This is a genomic window from Ekhidna sp. (genome assembly GCF_963691765.1).
GTDB lineage: Bacteria > Bacteroidota > Bacteroidia > Cytophagales > Cyclobacteriaceae > Ekhidna.
Genome location: NZ_OY829375.1, coordinates 2569095 through 2585958, shown reverse-complemented (window position 1 = coordinate 2585958; position 16864 = coordinate 2569095). Strand labels below are relative to the sequence as shown.

Sequence of the window (16864 nt, the reverse complement as noted above, 5' to 3'; positions counted from 1 at the left end):
TTAGAAAATTGATTTTGAAGCACTAATTTGGCAAATTATTAACCCCGATAGGGATTGAAACCTAACAACCTTTTGATTGCATTGTTTTTTTAACCAACATCATCCAGCATACTCATGCAGTCAATGAAAGATTTTACGATTCTTTTTACTGATATCTTTTCAAGAAAAACTTTTGACCTTTACAATGTTGTAAAAATTAGGTTTCCAGAGGCTGAATGTTTGATTGCCTCAGAAGGAGGTGCATGGGATAAGACTAAAGCCAGGCTTATATACCAAGGATCAACGAACGAAACACTCTTAACACAGAACTATTCGGAATTCGAAGAATCCTTAAATAAAATCGCAGATACAAGAAGTGACCAAAAGATCATATTTCTACCTATAGAAGAAAAAACAATTTTACTATTCTTCGAATACCTAAAGAATCACGGCTCGAAAAATTTTCTATTTTCCTTACCTGATGAATCAACCTTTAAATTGGTAAGAGACAAAGGTGATTTAATGCGATTTTGTTTAGAAAATAATTTCCCTCATCCCACTACATACAAGAATCTCTTAGAGCTGAATAAACTAGGCAGCATGCATCCTTTAATTTCCAAGCCTTCTGTAGGTGAAGGTGCCAAGGGAATCTTGAGATTTACAAAAGATGATGCTACGATCGAATACTTTAGAGAAAGAGTAGTTCAAGATGAAATTGAACATTCTCAAAGTGTAATAGGCGTTTTTCTAAATTGCACAAAGGGTGAAATTAGGGGTCATTATTGTCATCAAAGGCAAAGAACATTTCCTCTAAAAGGAGGCGTCACTGTTTTATCAGAAATTGTTGTTTCGGACAGGTGTTTGGAAATATCTAAGAACATCGTCTCAAAACTTCAATGGAATGGACTTATCATGTTAGAATTTCTATTTGATAAGAAACTTCAAGACTACTTACTTCTTGAAATCAATCCACGTTTGTGGGGCTCACTTCTTCTTGGTGAGTCAGAATTAAATGGATTGGTATCCAATTATATATGCGGCCATATCGAACAAGAATTCGAGCCAAAACCACCTTCAATTGGATCGAAAATAAGATGGGTATGGCCATATGATGTTTTGTATTTATTTACGGGGAAAATTTCTTTCAAAGAATTTATTGCCCGTGATAAAACGCTATTCGTAAATTGGACCTATGCCTCTAAAATTCCAGCTTTGTTATTTACATTTTTTTCAATGTTAGATTTTAAAAAGTGGAAAAATCTTCTCAAAAAAATATGACGTTATTCAAAGTATTTGATTTCGACGGTACATTAGTTGATTTCGATTCTACTGAGAAGTTCTTTTTCCAATCAGCTAGGAGGAAACAGAAAAGATGGATTAGCATAACAATCCTCTTGCTTAAAGTACTTTCCAAACTAAGTTTTATCTCTGTAAAAAGGGCTAAAGAAATTCTATTGAATTTACTGTTTCATTCATATGAAGATTTTGAACTTAGTGCCGAAGAGTTTGGCCAAACTATTCAACTAAACCAGATTGGGAAGGAAGTCAATCCTGAGCACACGAATACCATTGTCATTTCCGCAAGCCTAGAAACGATCTTGAAATCAGCAATGCCAGAAATTACAGTTGTAGGGAGCAAAGTGATGTTTCAAAATAATCGCTTTAAGATCTCTTCACATCCTTTTAGACAAGAAAAAGCACAAATTCTTAGAGAGCTTATAGCTGACAAACAATTTATCTTTTATACGGATAGTAAAAATGATACCCCCTGTGCAAAACTTGCAACCACTACAAACTGGGTGAAAAATGGCAAAATATTCAAGGTAACCAGCTAACAACCTTCTTAGTTGTACTCTGATAAAACTGTGGCAAGCCTAGAAGTAAATTCTTCAACTCTATCTTCATTCAGGTGAAGTTTGTCATCAAAATCACTATCACTGTAATTGAAGTAGTCAACACTTATCACTGGTAATCTTGTCGACCTTGATTGTCCCTTCAACAAATCACTTTTAAAATTCTCATTAAAACTGGAGTATTTTGGCACATCCAACAAAATCAATTCTCCACCGTTTTCTTCAACTAGGCTTTTAAATTCAAAGATGAGACTTTGAGCATAAGTCTTGTCTGAAAAATCAGTTATTTGCTTTTGCTCTTCAGACTTCTGTACTTGATGAACGATTTGCTGTGTCATATTCCAAGATTTGATCTTAATGAAGTTATCAAGCAAATACTCCTGAATTACGGGTATATTTCTAACAACAGAAGAGTAGTATGCACAAACCAAATAAAACTTTGCCTTAGGAGTGTTGGGAGAGTACCTTAAAAAATTCGATAGATCATCACTCTGAAGATGAGGTATTAAAAATTGAACCATAGGAAACCCTTTCTCCCAAACATGATACTTTTCTTCGTTGAAATCAGATAAATACGCATCAAGAAATTGTGGATATTCTAAAATAACCTTTGCCCCATCGATAAGAGAGGGATTGTCTTCTAGTGCATTTTTTAAGGCTTGATAGCTTACACCAGCAGAATAAAATCCACGTGCTGTATTTAGCACTTCTGAGTCTAAGATATCTGCTAATAAGTTCTCATCAATAGCAACTTCAAACCTTGAAGACCCAATGAAAACGTAAGTGTAATTACCATTTTGGAGATTCGAATATGGATTAACTTTTTGGAAATAAGATTTATCAAGAAAGATTCTAAAGCCTACTTCTAAAATCAGAAACAGACCTACTGCATAAAGTATAACTCGCTTTAAAAACTCTTGCATCTCAGAATTGAAAGTAAATGAATGTGAAACCAACTCTGGCAAGAGTAAAGATCATGATAATCGTAAGCGTTACCATTGCTAGTTCTACTTTTTTGTTTGGAATGAAACTTAGAGCGTGTTCTTTTTCTCTTGAAAACCACTCAATTATGAACAAGACACTCGTCAAAAGAAAAATCGGCACAAATTTCAAATACCCACTAAAGACTAGGTAGTCTTCCAATATCAAAAGTTCAGAGATGAATTGAAATCCAGAGGAAACATCACTGGATCTAAAAAACACAAATGCTAAAGAAATCAGCAGAAATGTTTTTACTCTGGAGATGATATTCAAGTACAAATTATTACTTCCCTTGAGTTTTGAAGAAATCCCGATGCCAAACTTTGTAAATAGCGATGGTAGGAAAAATAAGGCGTTTGCTGCACCCCAAACAATGAAAGTCCAGTTAGCACCATGCCATAGACCACTAACAAGGAATGTAATCATTATATTTCTTAATGTTCTAAGAAATCCGTACTTGTTTCCGCCCATAGGATAGTATAGGTAGTCACGGAACCAATTTGTTAAAGAAATGTGCCATCTACGCCAAAATTCTGCTACAGATGTTGAGAATAGCGGGTAATTAAAATTGATCGAAAGTCTAAAACCAAAAAGTTTAGCCAAACCTAAAGCCATGTCGCTATATCCTGAAAAATCACAGTAGATCTGTATAGTGAAAAGAATCGCACCAATAGCCAACTCCGGAGCTGACAATTGAGCCGAATTCTCAAAAATGTAATCGACATAAATTGCGCAGTTGTCAGCAATAGAAACCTTCTTCATCATTCCCCAGAGGAACTGTTTAGTCCCGTCCAAGGCCGTATTGGTATCGAAAGAGCGCTCCTTTTGAAATTGCGGCAGCAAGATTCTAGCTCTTTCAATCGGACCAGCTACCAATTGTGGAAAAAAACTTATGTAAGCAGCAAAATCAATGAAGCTGTTTGTTGGAGTTATTTTCCCTTTATACGTATCAAACGTATAACTCAAAGACTGAAATGTGTAAAAAGAGATTCCTATCGGTAGTATGATGGATAAAGTTTCTGTATTCCATGAAATACCAATTGAGAAGAATAAAGTCTTTAGACTATCTAGGAAGAAATTTGCGTACTTGAAATATCCAAGCAGCCCAATATTGCATAGGAGACTTAATGCAAGTAGTAGCTTACTTCTTATTCGCACATCGGATTTTGCAATTGCTATGGCAATACAATAATCAAGAAATGTACTGGCTGCAATAAGCCAAAGAAGCTGCCAATTCCAGAAACCATAAAACACGTAGCTCGCAAATAACAAAAAAGGATTTTGTAGCTTTCTCTTGCCCAATAGCCAATAAATCGTGAATACGATTATCAGAAAAATTGGAAATTCTAAAGAGTTAAATTGCATCGTTTCAGATAGTGAAAACACTAAAGACCTCTTAACGCAAGAGTCATTTACGCGAATTTAAGGATTCAAAATCTTAAATTTTTCAGTCTTAATTAATCAATAATCTTCGCAGAAATATAAGGCCATTTGAATCAGAAACTCTAAAGAAAAAAGACCCTTTTCCAATTTCACGAGTTTGAATTTTATGAAAACCGCTTTTAAAATGAGATTCATAAACGATCTCACGATTGTCATTATATATCTGTACTTTAATATTTCTCAACGTGCGTATTAGAACCCAATAGCTGGCAGGATTCGGGTAGATTTCAATAGACTCATCAAGCTTATTGGCTACCCTAATATTAATCTCAGAAGTGGAAGTATTGCCAACTGAATCTGTAGCCTTAATTCGAATCAAATAGACATTGTCAGAATTTCTATCCAATGGGTTTTCATAGTCTGGTGCATTTTTAAAACGTAAGTAGCTCCCCTCTAATTCAAAATATTGTTCATCCGAAAAATTCCCCATAGCCAATTCAGCAGGTTCGCTCGTTAAAATTTCAAGACTCCATGAATCATCATTTTCTGTAACTGTATCTGCCAAAGTAGATATAATCTCTGGTGGTATATCATCTGTTAAACTCTTTGTAATGTGAATATTAATAATTGAATCACATCCATACTGATTCATCATAGTAACAGAATAATCACCAGTAGAATCAAATACTTCATTGCCTACTTCATATATCTCCTCCCGACCAAGTTCAATATCCAAAGTAGTAGTATCTGAACTGCAAAATCCTTCCTCCCTCAAAAACTTGCGCATGATATACAGCGAATAATAAAAGTCTCGGTGTTCAGGCCCTGATGAGCTTTCTTCATAATTCCCAAAACCATGTGTTCTATCAGAAAACCCATAGAGGTAACTCGTACATCCATTAGATGAATAAATAGAATCCCATTTAATCATATCGCTGAATGGAGTAGTCGAATCATTGGTACCCGACATGATTAATGATGGCACTGAATGACAGTTTTCAACATTGTCCATGGGCGACCATTGATCGTAATCCAATTGCTTCCCAAATCTTCTTTCAAACTCCAGTTTCGGATAGTGAAGCATATAGCCATTAAACGAAGTTTCCGATAGATCAATAGCACCTGGCATTTCAATTAAGCTCGAGGCGGTTACCAACAATCCTCCTGCACTCATGCCAGCCCCTACAATTTTGTCCGGATCAATTTTTAATGCCTCAGCATGAATCCTCAATTGTCGTATAGACTCTTTCACGTCACCAAGTGAATGATAAGGTTGCACAATAGATGAATCTGAAAGTACTCTATATGTAACTAAAAAAGTTTGAAATCCCTGATCAGCAAAATACTTCGCATACCTTCTATATTGACCTGATCTTGAAATCAACCCACCGCCATGATAAAATGCAATGGCAGGCATATTCTCCGATTTTCTTACACTCTTGTACATCTCTATTTTCAACTTTATCCATCCCAAATCCCTATAGAACCAAATACTATCTGCAGTAGGAGTATGCATCAAATCAGATTGATTGATGTTAGTAATAAATTCAGAGAAGTCTTCTTCAGTATCCAATAATGCGTCCACATCGATATAAGAGGCAGCTGGATGAACTTCAATATTGATAGTTGATTTGGATACTTTCAAATCGAAATCGGTGATTAGCACATTTATTGAATAGACGTTATCATTATCAGAATCTTTAGGATTTGTATAGTTCGGAAGAGACTTGAAGAAGATCTGATCGCCATTGATCACATTAAATTGGTCAGCGTCTTCGCCAGGATAGATAACTATAGAAGCACCTTCATTTAAGACAGATCCCAAATCCACTTTCAATGACTTCTGACCATGATCAATTAAAATCGTATCTGCAACCTCCCCAATAATATGCCCCTTTAACTCTTCCAATTTTACAAAATAGCTTGGGTCACTAGCAAGATTGTAAAATTCATTCGGATCGGTTGATAAATGATAAAGCTCAAATTCTGGAGGAGACAGATATCGCTCATAAACTTCCGAAGCAAGTTCATTTTCACTATTCAAGGCCTCGTCTAGCATATCCAATACAAAGTCTCCATCTATAAGCTCAAGATTACCTCTTGCTTTAGGATTGAGATTATAAATAAGTTTCCAGTCGCCTTGCCTTACTGATTTTTTCGGAAAAAAAACATGTGTCTGTTCTTTATGATAGAAAAATTCTGTAATCTGATAATCTCTGATTTTTTCTACTTCTTGCTCTATAAGTGGAGTCAATGATTTTCCTTGCAAACCTTGACTCTCTTCCAAACCAGCATATGATAAAATGGTAGGCATAATATCTGAGAGGTTAACCAATGCATCTTCTGATCGATTGATGGCTCCTGGTGCTTTAATGATAAGTGGCACTCTGATGCCTGCTTCATAGGATGAAGTTTTCCCCCTTATGAATGGTGGCCCATTATCACTTGCGACAATAATGAGCGCATCAGCATAAATACCGGCTTCTTTAAGGTAAGAGATCACTCTACCGATTGTGTGATCTGCCCTCGTAACGGAATTATAGTAGCTCGATATTCTTTCTGGACTGCTTCCAATTACTCCTTGAAACGAAAGAGGCTCCACCTCCTCGGGAGTAAGAATCACCTCTGGTACACCTTTATATTGATCAATGAAATTTTTCGAATCATCTACATGTGGATCATAAATATTGAGCATCAGAAAATTCTTATCGTTACCTATTTCGAAAAAAGTCTTGACTGCATTTTTAGTTAGGTAGCCACTTCGTGTAATACCAGCGCTTTGCATTGATCCGTCAAACTCAAAAATCTCCTCAGGTGATACATGAAGCTTACCTAATATCCCAGTGTAATACCCCTCTTCTTTCAAAATATTCGGAAGCACAGCAATATCCTCTTGAAGTGCATATGTATTTGATTCATTGGAGAGGGAAATATGACCGTGCGATGATGGCATCAATCCAGTAAGCACACTGGCTCGAGACGGAGAACAAGACGATTGAGATGCATATGCATTAGTGAAAACCACGGATTCTTGGGCTAAGAAATCCAGATTGGGAGTTACAGCCTTTGAATCTCCTAGGAAGCCCACTTGATTACCCAAATCATCGAGTGTAATCAAAATGATATTGTTGACCGGGCTACCCATTTCCTGGGCATAGGTCAGATTAAACAGAAAAAACAAAAGTGCTGCTAAGCAAAATCGCATTGAGGAGTAAAATTGATCGATGGTATGTAAATATACTTCACTGAGAATCCACCACAATTTGCGAATCGACCAACCTACTTTTTTATAATTTTTATTTCCTCTGGTTTTCGAGTGCTTGTTGTAAATATCAATTTAACAACATACAAACCATTTGGATGATTAGAAAGATCAATTTGATCCGGCGATGCAAGATTCGCTATAATTCGTCCTGAAGAATTATAAATTTTAACTCTGACTGGTTCGTTGACTCCTAAAAGTCTGAAATAATTCTGAGAAGGGTTTGGCGAAGCTGAAATGGATAAATTATCGTTTCTTAAAATATCATAATCAATTACGGAACAGGATGCTGCTATGGAGTCAGTTGAAAATAAACTCTGACAAGTATTACACATTATGCTCTTAAAAAAACAGCTTGCTCGTTGTGCACGATAGGAAGAACTTTCATCTCTAAATATGCCGTGTCCTCCATTCAAATCCGTCATCAATTCAGTGCAAACATTTACATTTTTAAGCCTCCTATTTATTATCTGAGAGCCAAGTAGTGAAAAATTTGAATAGGTACTATCAACTCCATAAGCAACCTCTGTATCCAATACCCCATGAAACGATATTGTTGGAACATATTCAGAAGTCTGAAACTCATTTTCTAAAACCCCACCCCAATTATTAAAAACTCCTTTTATGTTGAATGATGGCCTTAAATCATTGCCCGACTCATTTAGCGCGCCAAGTTCTTTACTAATTAATGGTTTATTAAAGGATTCAGAAATGTCATCACATTCTTCTTCGTCAGCATAAACGACACCATTTGCCACAACAGCGCCAGCACTTTGTCCCCCAATAAAAATCCAATTTCTATCAATGTTATACCTTCCAGATTTTGAAATCAAAAACCTGATTGCTGCATTTGCATCTTGAATCGCTCGGTATCTTGCTTGATAGATACTATACTCTGAATTATTGTGTCCTAGCCGATAATTAATTGAGCTGCATACATAACCCCTGGCAGCCAATTCTTGGCAAAGAATTTTAATGTCTTTATGATTTTTATTTCCAAACTTGAACCATCCTCCATGCATAATCACCACAAGCGGTCTTGCTTCAGATTGATCGACCATTAAGCTTGGGTAGTACAAGTCTAGCAGAAGACTTTGCGAGGATCCCTCATAGTTTTCTGCTTCGCCGTAGATGATATTCTTTTGAATCACAACCTCCGAAGCATCAAATAACGGAGTATCACATTGAGCAAGAGTTTCACTAAAATGCCCAATCAATAAGAGCAGTAGAATGATTCTTGCAATTTCAGATCGATATTTAATATGACAATTTTTTATAACACCAGCATTCAATTGAGCAATTTAAAAAGGAAAGGTCTTTTCATAGTGTTAAACCAAGGTCAATTCTATTACCTGTTTCTCTATTCGAAAAGAAGTAATTGAGCGCTAAAACCAAGGTATGCATTAGACTGATCCGCTTGATAATACTTGTTGTAGTTATGACTAAAGGTTACTTCTCCAGATATTAAGACATTGCTGATGGTTTTTTGCAATGAAAATCCCAGCGAATATTCTATATCGTGAAGGTTAGCATTTTGAATATAGTAGGTTAGATAGTCTCTATTATTTTCAATTCTCTGCAACAAAATTCCGGCTACAAAATCCGCATCTTCGACTCTAATATTTATGTGATCACTATTTCCTCCTGGGCCTATACCGGCACCTATCATCTGACCATCATTAGTATACCCTTGCTTGTTTACCTCATGAGTATAATACATTCCAGAGGGTCTCCATATCGAGGTTGCATTTCTCGATAAGTTTGAATGTTCATATCCAAATCGTATCGTCTTGTTTTTGGTTTGAAAAATCTTCTCCAACCCAATGGTAAAAGATCTACTGTGTTCGGGTTCAATGGCAAAAAATCGAAACCCAGCACCACCTGAAGTAAAGTCGTTTTTCGAAAATTCCGCGTATACTCTCAGATCGGACTCTGGGAACTTCCAATCTACAGAAATTGAAGCCAATTGATCAAATAGGTCATTTGTCGAAAGTGTATCTCCATCTATGATTCCATCATTTGGATTGTAGATTATCGAAAAGAGATCTTCCTTTTCGAAATACCTCGTTTGCTTATACAACATCCGATTGAAGCCAAGGGTGAGCCCTTTGATAAAACTTGGAGCGTATGAAAATGTGAAGGCATTGAAGTATCTAGTATCATTATCATTTATATCATCGAAATAATCCGATTCTTTAAGTAATCCTACAATCAGATTTGATTCGATCTTTCCAATATTTTTCTTGAATAATTTTATTTTTTCTCCATTTACACCAAATCGAAAATGCGGAAAACCACCACCCTGTCTGCTTATCACAATCGGATTATATATTGAAGGACCTAAAGAATAGTTCTGCGTTGATATGGCCCAGGTTGTCTTACCCCATTCAAGCATTACTTCACTTTGACCCAGATGAAAATCCATAAATCCACTATTCCCATAGCGTTGTACCCAATCAATTCGCTGCTCACCATTTGGCCTAAATGAAAAATCATATCCAAATGGACGAATCTGACCAATATCATAAGATAAGTTTTGGGAATAGAAGAATGCTGGCACAATCGCGTACGAAATCCTTCCTTTTTTCCCAACAAATCCAAAGTGGAGTTCAGATGTCAGCCCCTTCCCTTTCCATAGTGGCCCATCATTGAAGCCCCTAGGATAGGTAGAGTTATAAGAAGCACGAATGGTTGGATTGACCAAATCAAAACTTGAAACATCATTGTAAGAAATTGAGCGATATAGTGATAGCGTAGTTGTATCTGTCAGTTTATCAATGGTGGTGAAATAAGACCCAGGAATCGAAACTTGTCCGACAGCGTTAAGAAATGTAAACGACGTTAACACTAAGGTCAATACTCTGACAATACTTCGATATCGGTAATGGCTTCTCACTAAAAATGAAAGTACTTTAATTCTGCAAAAGAAGTTATATTTTTCATGGACCTAGGCTCTTCGGTCATTGGCATTGTCATCCTTTTGACAAGCATTATTCGTTTTTAAACTTAGTTCTGAATCTTCAATTTGATTGGTTGTAAGATCATATTTTAAAAAGTAATCCTTGTCCCGAATTTGCTCATGACGTTCCGTATCTGCTGCACCCCTTGTCATCTTTACTTTCATAAACCAATCAAAAGATTGAATCGCATAGTGATTGAGATGTAAAAATGATTCTTTAAGTAAGCCTTCATCAATATATTGATGATTAGGATCTTCCATGGTCATTGCTTCACCTTTCGAATTCTCAACGACTCCTTTTGGCCATTTCCTGAGATCGCATTGATGAATATTTATATAGTTCAAAAACCTATTACGAACAATCACTTTACTCGAACTATATGAATGACCTCTCATACCTGGATGTTCAACTTCATTGATGTATTCACATCTCTTCGTGAATGAATCTATCACTGATACAGGCTGTTTCTTATTTCCATTTGAACCAAACATTTTCCAGGGAACTCTGACCATAGCTATACTATTCGGGCGAGACTCCAAATATTCTCTAATAGTATTGTATCCATTTCTTGCATAAATAAACTCATCTAAATCACATACTATCAACCACTCTGAACGGTGTTTAAGAGGCAATACATATTGATTGTATAGTTTGACTTGAGCCCATTTTTCATCATCAATGATAAGTGAGATTATTCCTTGGTCTAAGTATGATTGTATCTTTTCAAGGTAAGAATCATTGCTACCATTGTCAATTAGATAAAAGTGATCGACTCCTTCATTGATGTAGTGCGCTATCCACTCATCAATTATGTGTGCTTCATTTTTGAAGATCGCAACGATTGATAGGTACTGTTTTTTCTTGAATCTGCTAAACAGTTTTTTAATTACCTCCAAGCTATTAATTTGTTAATCTCTTTAGATACAAAAATGTCACAAATCATTGGATTCTTTTTTAACACCTCTTGGAGGCAAATATTACTTGCAGCTGTCACAAGCTCATGTGTAGCTGGATTGAATATTTTATCTGTACGTTTTATGAGTCAAATCATAGTAAACGAAAACGCTGACAAAATATACTTATTTGGCATTGTAGCAATATCAGTAACCGCATCAACAATAATCGGTTTAATCGCAGGCAAATATTTAGCGCACTATTATGAGAATCTTGTGTCAAAAAGTAGAAGTGATTTAGCCCAACTTATTTTATTGACTAATTATGAAACCAATGCCAATAAGTTAGATAGAATCGTTGCGCTACTACTTTTTGAAATTAGTACCATAGAGAACTTTGGAAAGAATATTTCGGGGGTGATAGTTGCCACCTTTCAAGTAATTGTAGTTGTAGCAATGATGTTTTCCATTTCATGGATGCTGACATTAATGGTTTGTCTCATTTTTACAATAGCTGGTGTTTTCAATTTCCTTACCCTCAATTGGTTTAAGTCAATAGAGAATCAAATATCAAAAATCCGATTCAAGTTACATTTTAACCTGGATCGCTTTGAGAAAGGACTTAAGGACCTTTCGCTTAATAGCGTTCACGGAGATAAATACGTAGAATCAGCTATTAAAAAACAGAGCGATCAAATTGCTGATCTAAATGTAAGAGCCTTCCATAGAAGATCAATTATTGAAAGCTTTACATCTCTTTTTACCCTTTTATCTTTTGGTGGTACGCTGGTATATGCCATTCTTTATGCTGATTTTTCAACTGAAAATCTGGTGGAATTCCTGGCTCTGGTGCTATTCATTGTCCCTTCATTCTCCAAAGTCACCTCCTTTTTAAAAGATTTGAAAATAGTCGAAAACGCTTTAGACCAAATAGCATCTTTTGATATCGATTTCCAAAAAGGACTATCAATCAATGACAAAAGCAGAACAGCAAAAAGCTTGAATGAACACAATATTGAAATAAAAGATCTGTGCTATGAGTATCCAGGAAAGAACGGCTTCAAACTTGGGCCTATTTCACTAGCTATTCAATCAAATACAATCACAATCATTAAAGGCGGCAATGGGAGTGGTAAGTCTACACTCTTCAACATCATAACTGGTTTATACGAAGCCACCTCAGGCATTATTAGTCATAATAACAATGCTTTAGGATCTGAGGAATGGCTTTCATTAAAAGAAAACATGTCATGCATATATACAGAATCACCTGTATTTGAAGATCTGAGTTACATTAAAAACTCCAAGAGCGAAAGCGAAATTAAAGAGCTGATCAACTATCTGGAACTTGAAGGGAAAACAGCGTTTGATAGTCAAATGCAAATTGAAGAAGTTCAGCTGTCGCAAGGACAAAAAGGGAGGTTGAACCTGATGAGAATTTTAATTGAGGATAAACAAATATGCTTATTTGATGAGTGGGCAGCGAATCAAGACGTTGAGTTTCGAAAAAAATTCTATACCGAAATAATCCCCGAGTTGAAGAGAAATGGAAAGACCATCATAATGATTTCTCATGATGAAAAGTACTATGATATAGCAGATCAACTAGTTACTCTCAAAAATGGCCAGGTAGTTAAGAATTGAAATAAAAAAATTCACTAAGGATGCTCAATTATCCTATTCCACGAAGCAGAAGAATTCTCAGTTAAGAACGGATCAAAACCTGTGAAAATAGGTGCATTGTATTTCCGTCCCTCCTCGTACATCGCTGGCAAAACCGCAATGATGAATAGCTCTCGAGCAGACCAGGAACTTGGATGGTATAATATATCAGCTGCCTCGAAAAAATCACCAAAACAATCCGTTTCATTCCTAACAAGCTTCCAAATCATAAATCTTCCAACATGCTCAGCATCTAAATACAAATCTCTCGATTCAAGATCTGGTTCAATTTTTCCATAGGTATCCAATAAGTAATTATTAAAATCAGCCTTTATTTCATTGCAAGAATTTATCAGAATATTTAATCCTGTTTCTTCATCCACATTCTCTTTAGCAGCTATTTTATCTAGCACAACACTTTCTGCTTTATATACTTCATTGTAAAATGGACCCGGCTCAAGGTTGGATTTAATAGGTTGTTGAACGGTACTTTGACTTGAACTATAATTCGCACTATTGTTCGCATTGTTTGAATGACAAGCGCTCAAAGCTGATAGCACAATCAAGATCAAAAACATTCTGGTTATTCCCATAATCAATTGAATCAATTCAACGAGCATTAATCTAAAGCTCAAAACAAATTTATTACAAATGCAATTTGATAAATTGCCGATTCCAAAGGACCGTGAAAAGTATTCAATACTGACACATGAATGATTTAGTCACAATTTGTATCCCAACATTTAATGGCGCTCGATTTTTGGCAGAATGTCTTGACACAGTAGTGAATCAATCGTACCAAAATCTTGAGATAATCATTGTTGATGATCAATCATCGGATGATACAGTTAAGATTGTCCGTCGATTCCAAGAACATGATAAAAGAATTAAGATCCATATTAATGACAAAAATCTTGGTTTGGTAGGCAATTGGAACAAATCCTTAGATATTGCTGAGGGAGAATGGGTGAAGTTGCAATTTCAAGACGATTTAATGAGTCTAGATGCAATTGAAGAGATGCTGAAATTAGGAAGCAATCATGGTGTTGATATTGTACTTTCGGAACGGGAGTATTTGTTTGAAGATGGTTTGAAAGACCCTTTTGAAAACTTACCAAGACTTTCAGATCAATTTAAAAATGATGGTATAATAGAACCCTCAGAGCTAGCAGAAAAACTTATGCAAATTGGCATAGGAGCAAACTTCATTGGTGAGCCAATTATTGGTCTTATCAAAAAAGAATTAGTTACCAAGTACGGAGGTTTTGACGCTCGCTTAAAGCAGATAGTAGATCTGGAATATTGGTTAAAGTTGGGTTTAAATGAAAGGATAGCATTCACTCCAAGAAACTTAAATCAATTCAGGGTACATGCAAACTCGGAAAGTGCAAAAAACTCTTCAATGAAGGGAATAAGACCATCTGACATTGATGAAATTAATTTAGCATATAAGCTTATTCATGACCCGGTATTTAAACCATTCAGAGACGGAGTGAGTCAGGAAAAAGTCATTTCAATGATGAGTCGAAGAATGAGATTTCAAATTGTCAAGAATGGATATTATCGAATGAAGAAGGAAATAGAACCTCAAATTTTTAAAAGCTGTCCGATGGATTGGATAAGTAGAACTAGGGCTTTTACTAACGACTTGATAAAGAGGATTTAATTTTATTTGATAGGAGTACCTTCGCTACCACATACTCAATGATCATTTTCCACCATATCTATCAAGTAAATCATTGGAAAGAAATTTCTGTTGAGCAAAAACATCTCATTGATGAGATTCCAGAGCATTCATATATAAAACACTATGCAAAAGAAGGAGACGTAGGTTACGAATTACCTACTTTACAATTGCTTTGGGAGCGCTGTGAAAGCCTTAAGGAAAACACGCCTATTTGCTATGTCCATACTAAGGGTGTAACTACGCCTAAAGCTAAAAACAGAAGACTCTGGAGGGAAACTCTCAATTATTGGAATTTAAGGAGATGGAAAGACAACTTGAGTCTTTTAAAAGAATTTGACACTTCTGGTGCTCGTGCATTCAATTTTCAGGTCAATGACATTGCTTTACCACACTATTCTGGCAATTTCTGGTGGGCCAATAGTGATTATATTAAGAAACTGGAAAGCCCTGAAAATTATATTGAAAATTTTGGAGTGTCATACAATCCTGACAATAGTGACCCTAAGCGATTTGGGTGCGAGTTTTGGATTGGGTCTGGTAATCCTAGAATGGGCGTAGTAGATAACTACCCAATAAAACGCTTAAGACAGGTAACAAGGTTTAAGGGACTTAAAAGTTTCGAACGGCTAAAAAGAAAATTTGAATGATCACAATCTTCTACCATATAGCCAAAATCAACAATTGGGAGAAAATAGTTTCTGAGCATGAAAGTTTAGTATCAGAAATACCAGACTGTAAGCTGATTAAGAATTTCCTTGAAAACAATAATCTGAATCAATACGAAGTACCCACACTACATCAGCTATGGAAATATGCAAAGACACAAGACCAGAATCAGATTATAGGGTATATACATACCAAAGGAGTAACTAAGCCATTCAATAGATCAAATAGGCTTTGGAGAGAAACACTTAATTATTGGACTTTAACTAGATGGAAAGAACATGTTCATTGCCTCAAAGAGGCAGATACGTCAGGGATACGATACATCAATTATCATAGAGATGGCCTGTATCTACCACATTACTCTGGCAATTTTTGGTTTGCCAATTCACACTACATAAGGACCCTGGAAGACCCCAGTCATTACGTAGAGAATTATCATCCCAAGATTCCATCGAAAAAATATTCATCAAATAGATACGGATGTGAAATGTGGATTGGATCAGGTAAAGGAAGAATGGCTAACATTGATAATTCACAAACACTTAAATTCACTGAAGGGAAAATAAAAAACGAAAGAGGGTTACGCTCATACAAGTATTGGGTAAAAAAATATGGTCATCCTAGCTGATTATTTTCGGAATTCTGAAAAGTAAAAAAATGAAAGCAGATGCTGCTATTCTAATGTTATGTGTTGAATCTGCAGAAATCGTCTTAGACACTATTCACTCTGTAGAGCACTATTGCAAAACAAACTTTGAGTTAATTCTTGTAGATGATGGCACCAAGCATCGGTTGGATAAGTATTTGTTAAAACACAAAAAACCCAACTGGCATATTATCAGAAACGAAAAAAATATAGGTCGCAATCGGATGAATTACTCTATTGCCAGAGGATTGCGTTATTTCCTTTCGAATATAGATGCTCCAATTCTTTTAAAATTAGATGTCGATGCATTAATCATAAACCATGGTGTTTTGAAACTCGCCCTAGACTATCACCATAGAAATCAGAAAGTTGGTATGTATGGAGTCTATGAGGTTGATTACAATCGTCCACGGTCCTATAAAAATCATCAGAACACAATATCTAGGAAAACTTCATTGATTCGACGTTTATTTCACCTTACCCCAAGTTGGACTGATTTGCTTAGAAAGGCAGAAAAAAATGGATATGTGAGGGGAGATAATGTCTTTGGCGGAGCCTACTTTCTTACTCGCAGCTGCATAATTTCTATGGAGCAAATAGGTGCATTAAACGTATCGCTGAGCAGGTTAAGCATCCTTGCTGAGGATGTGTATTTCTCTATGGCAACTCTAGCCTCTGGTTTTAGCATGGGCCATTTTGCATTTCCATCAGGGCCTCTTATTTTGGAATGGAAAGGACTACCATATCCAGCAGCTAAGCTCATAGAAGAAGGACATGGAATTGTTCATTCTGTTGACAAAGGACCTAATACAGGGCCCGAAGATAACGAAGGACAAACAGCTCGCGAGGTTTTTAGAAAAAAACGCGAAACGGAAATGAATCACTGATGTAA

Annotated in this window: 14 protein-coding genes; 7 read left to right on the top strand and 7 right to left on the bottom strand. The window is 36.0% G+C overall.

All coding sequences use genetic code 11. The features are described 5' to 3' along the window. Positions 1 to 123: 123 nt before the first annotated feature. Positions 124 to 1257: an ATP-grasp domain-containing protein gene (locus ACY650_RS11755; protein WP_462247706.1), complete on the top strand. Its 1134-nt coding sequence runs from the start codon at positions 124 to 126 to the stop codon at positions 1255 to 1257. Beyond that, the gene (locus ACY650_RS11750) at positions 1254 to 1814 is read left to right on the top strand and encodes an HAD family hydrolase (protein WP_462247705.1); all 561 of its coding nucleotides are present in this window, start codon (positions 1254 to 1256) and stop codon (positions 1812 to 1814) included. The genes ACY650_RS11755 and ACY650_RS11750 overlap by 4 nt, the downstream gene beginning before the upstream one ends. Positions 1815 to 1822: 8 nt before the next feature. Here ACY650_RS11750 and ACY650_RS11745 read toward each other — a convergent pair whose 3' ends face one another. From ACY650_RS11745 to ACY650_RS11720, 6 genes are all read right to left on the bottom strand, one after another. Further along, on the bottom strand, positions 1823 to 2755 hold the full coding sequence (locus ACY650_RS11745; RefSeq protein WP_462247703.1) for a hypothetical protein: 933 nt from the start codon (positions 2753 to 2755) through the stop codon (positions 1823 to 1825). A 1-nt stretch (position 2756) separates the two neighbouring features. After that, the gene (locus ACY650_RS11740; protein WP_462247701.1) at positions 2757 to 4178 is read right to left on the bottom strand and encodes an MBOAT family O-acyltransferase; all 1422 of its coding nucleotides are present in this window, start codon (positions 4176 to 4178) and stop codon (positions 2757 to 2759) included. Between the two features lie 88 nt (positions 4179 to 4266). Then, positions 4267 to 7401 carry a sulfatase-like hydrolase/transferase gene (locus ACY650_RS11735; protein WP_462247699.1) on the bottom strand — a complete coding sequence of 1045 codons (3135 nt, stop codon included), beginning with the start codon at positions 7399 to 7401 and terminating at the stop codon, positions 4267 to 4269. A 74-nt stretch (positions 7402 to 7475) separates the two neighbouring features. Further along, positions 7476 to 8750: a carboxylesterase family protein gene (locus tag ACY650_RS11730; protein ID WP_462247698.1), complete on the bottom strand. Its 1275-nt coding sequence runs from the start codon at positions 8748 to 8750 to the stop codon at positions 7476 to 7478. A 68-nt stretch (positions 8751 to 8818) separates the two neighbouring features. Next, positions 8819 to 10354, bottom strand: coding sequence for a hypothetical protein (locus ACY650_RS11725; RefSeq protein ID WP_462247696.1), 1536 nt, complete (start codon positions 10352 to 10354; stop codon positions 8819 to 8821). 51 nt (positions 10355 to 10405) lie between these two features. Further along, positions 10406 to 11314: a glycosyltransferase family 2 protein gene (locus ACY650_RS11720; RefSeq protein WP_462247694.1), complete on the bottom strand. Its 909-nt coding sequence runs from the start codon at positions 11312 to 11314 to the stop codon at positions 10406 to 10408. A 33-nt stretch (positions 11315 to 11347) separates the two neighbouring features. Between ACY650_RS11720 and ACY650_RS11715 the strand changes: the two genes are divergently transcribed. Further along, on the top strand, positions 11348 to 12955 hold the full coding sequence (locus tag ACY650_RS11715; protein ID WP_462247693.1) for an ATP-binding cassette domain-containing protein: 1608 nt from the start codon (positions 11348 to 11350) through the stop codon (positions 12953 to 12955). 14 nt (positions 12956 to 12969) lie between these two features. On the opposite strand, the gene ACY650_RS11710 is transcribed toward ACY650_RS11715, so the two are convergent. Beyond that, positions 12970 to 13566: a hypothetical protein gene (locus ACY650_RS11710; protein ID WP_462247692.1), complete on the bottom strand. Its 597-nt coding sequence runs from the start codon at positions 13564 to 13566 to the stop codon at positions 12970 to 12972. 116 nt (positions 13567 to 13682) lie between these two features. Between ACY650_RS11710 and ACY650_RS11705 the strand changes: the two genes are divergently transcribed. From ACY650_RS11705 to ACY650_RS11690, 4 genes are read left to right on the top strand one after another with little or no spacing between them, the layout of a single operon-like run. After that, positions 13683 to 14639 (top strand): glycosyltransferase family 2 protein, encoded by a 957-nt coding sequence (locus tag ACY650_RS11705; RefSeq protein ID WP_462247690.1) that lies wholly within the window; start codon positions 13683 to 13685, stop codon positions 14637 to 14639. 38 nt (positions 14640 to 14677) lie between these two features. Then, positions 14678 to 15307, top strand: coding sequence for a hypothetical protein (locus tag ACY650_RS11700; protein ID WP_462247688.1), 630 nt, complete (start codon positions 14678 to 14680; stop codon positions 15305 to 15307). Beyond that, positions 15304 to 15954, top strand: a complete 651-nt coding sequence (locus ACY650_RS11695; RefSeq protein ID WP_462247687.1) for a hypothetical protein — start codon at positions 15304 to 15306, stop codon at positions 15952 to 15954. The genes ACY650_RS11700 and ACY650_RS11695 overlap by 4 nt, the downstream gene beginning before the upstream one ends. Positions 15955 to 15983: 29 nt before the next feature. Then, on the top strand, positions 15984 to 16859 hold the full coding sequence (locus tag ACY650_RS11690; protein ID WP_462247685.1) for a glycosyltransferase: 876 nt from the start codon (positions 15984 to 15986) through the stop codon (positions 16857 to 16859). Positions 16860 to 16864: the final 5 nt, after the last annotated feature.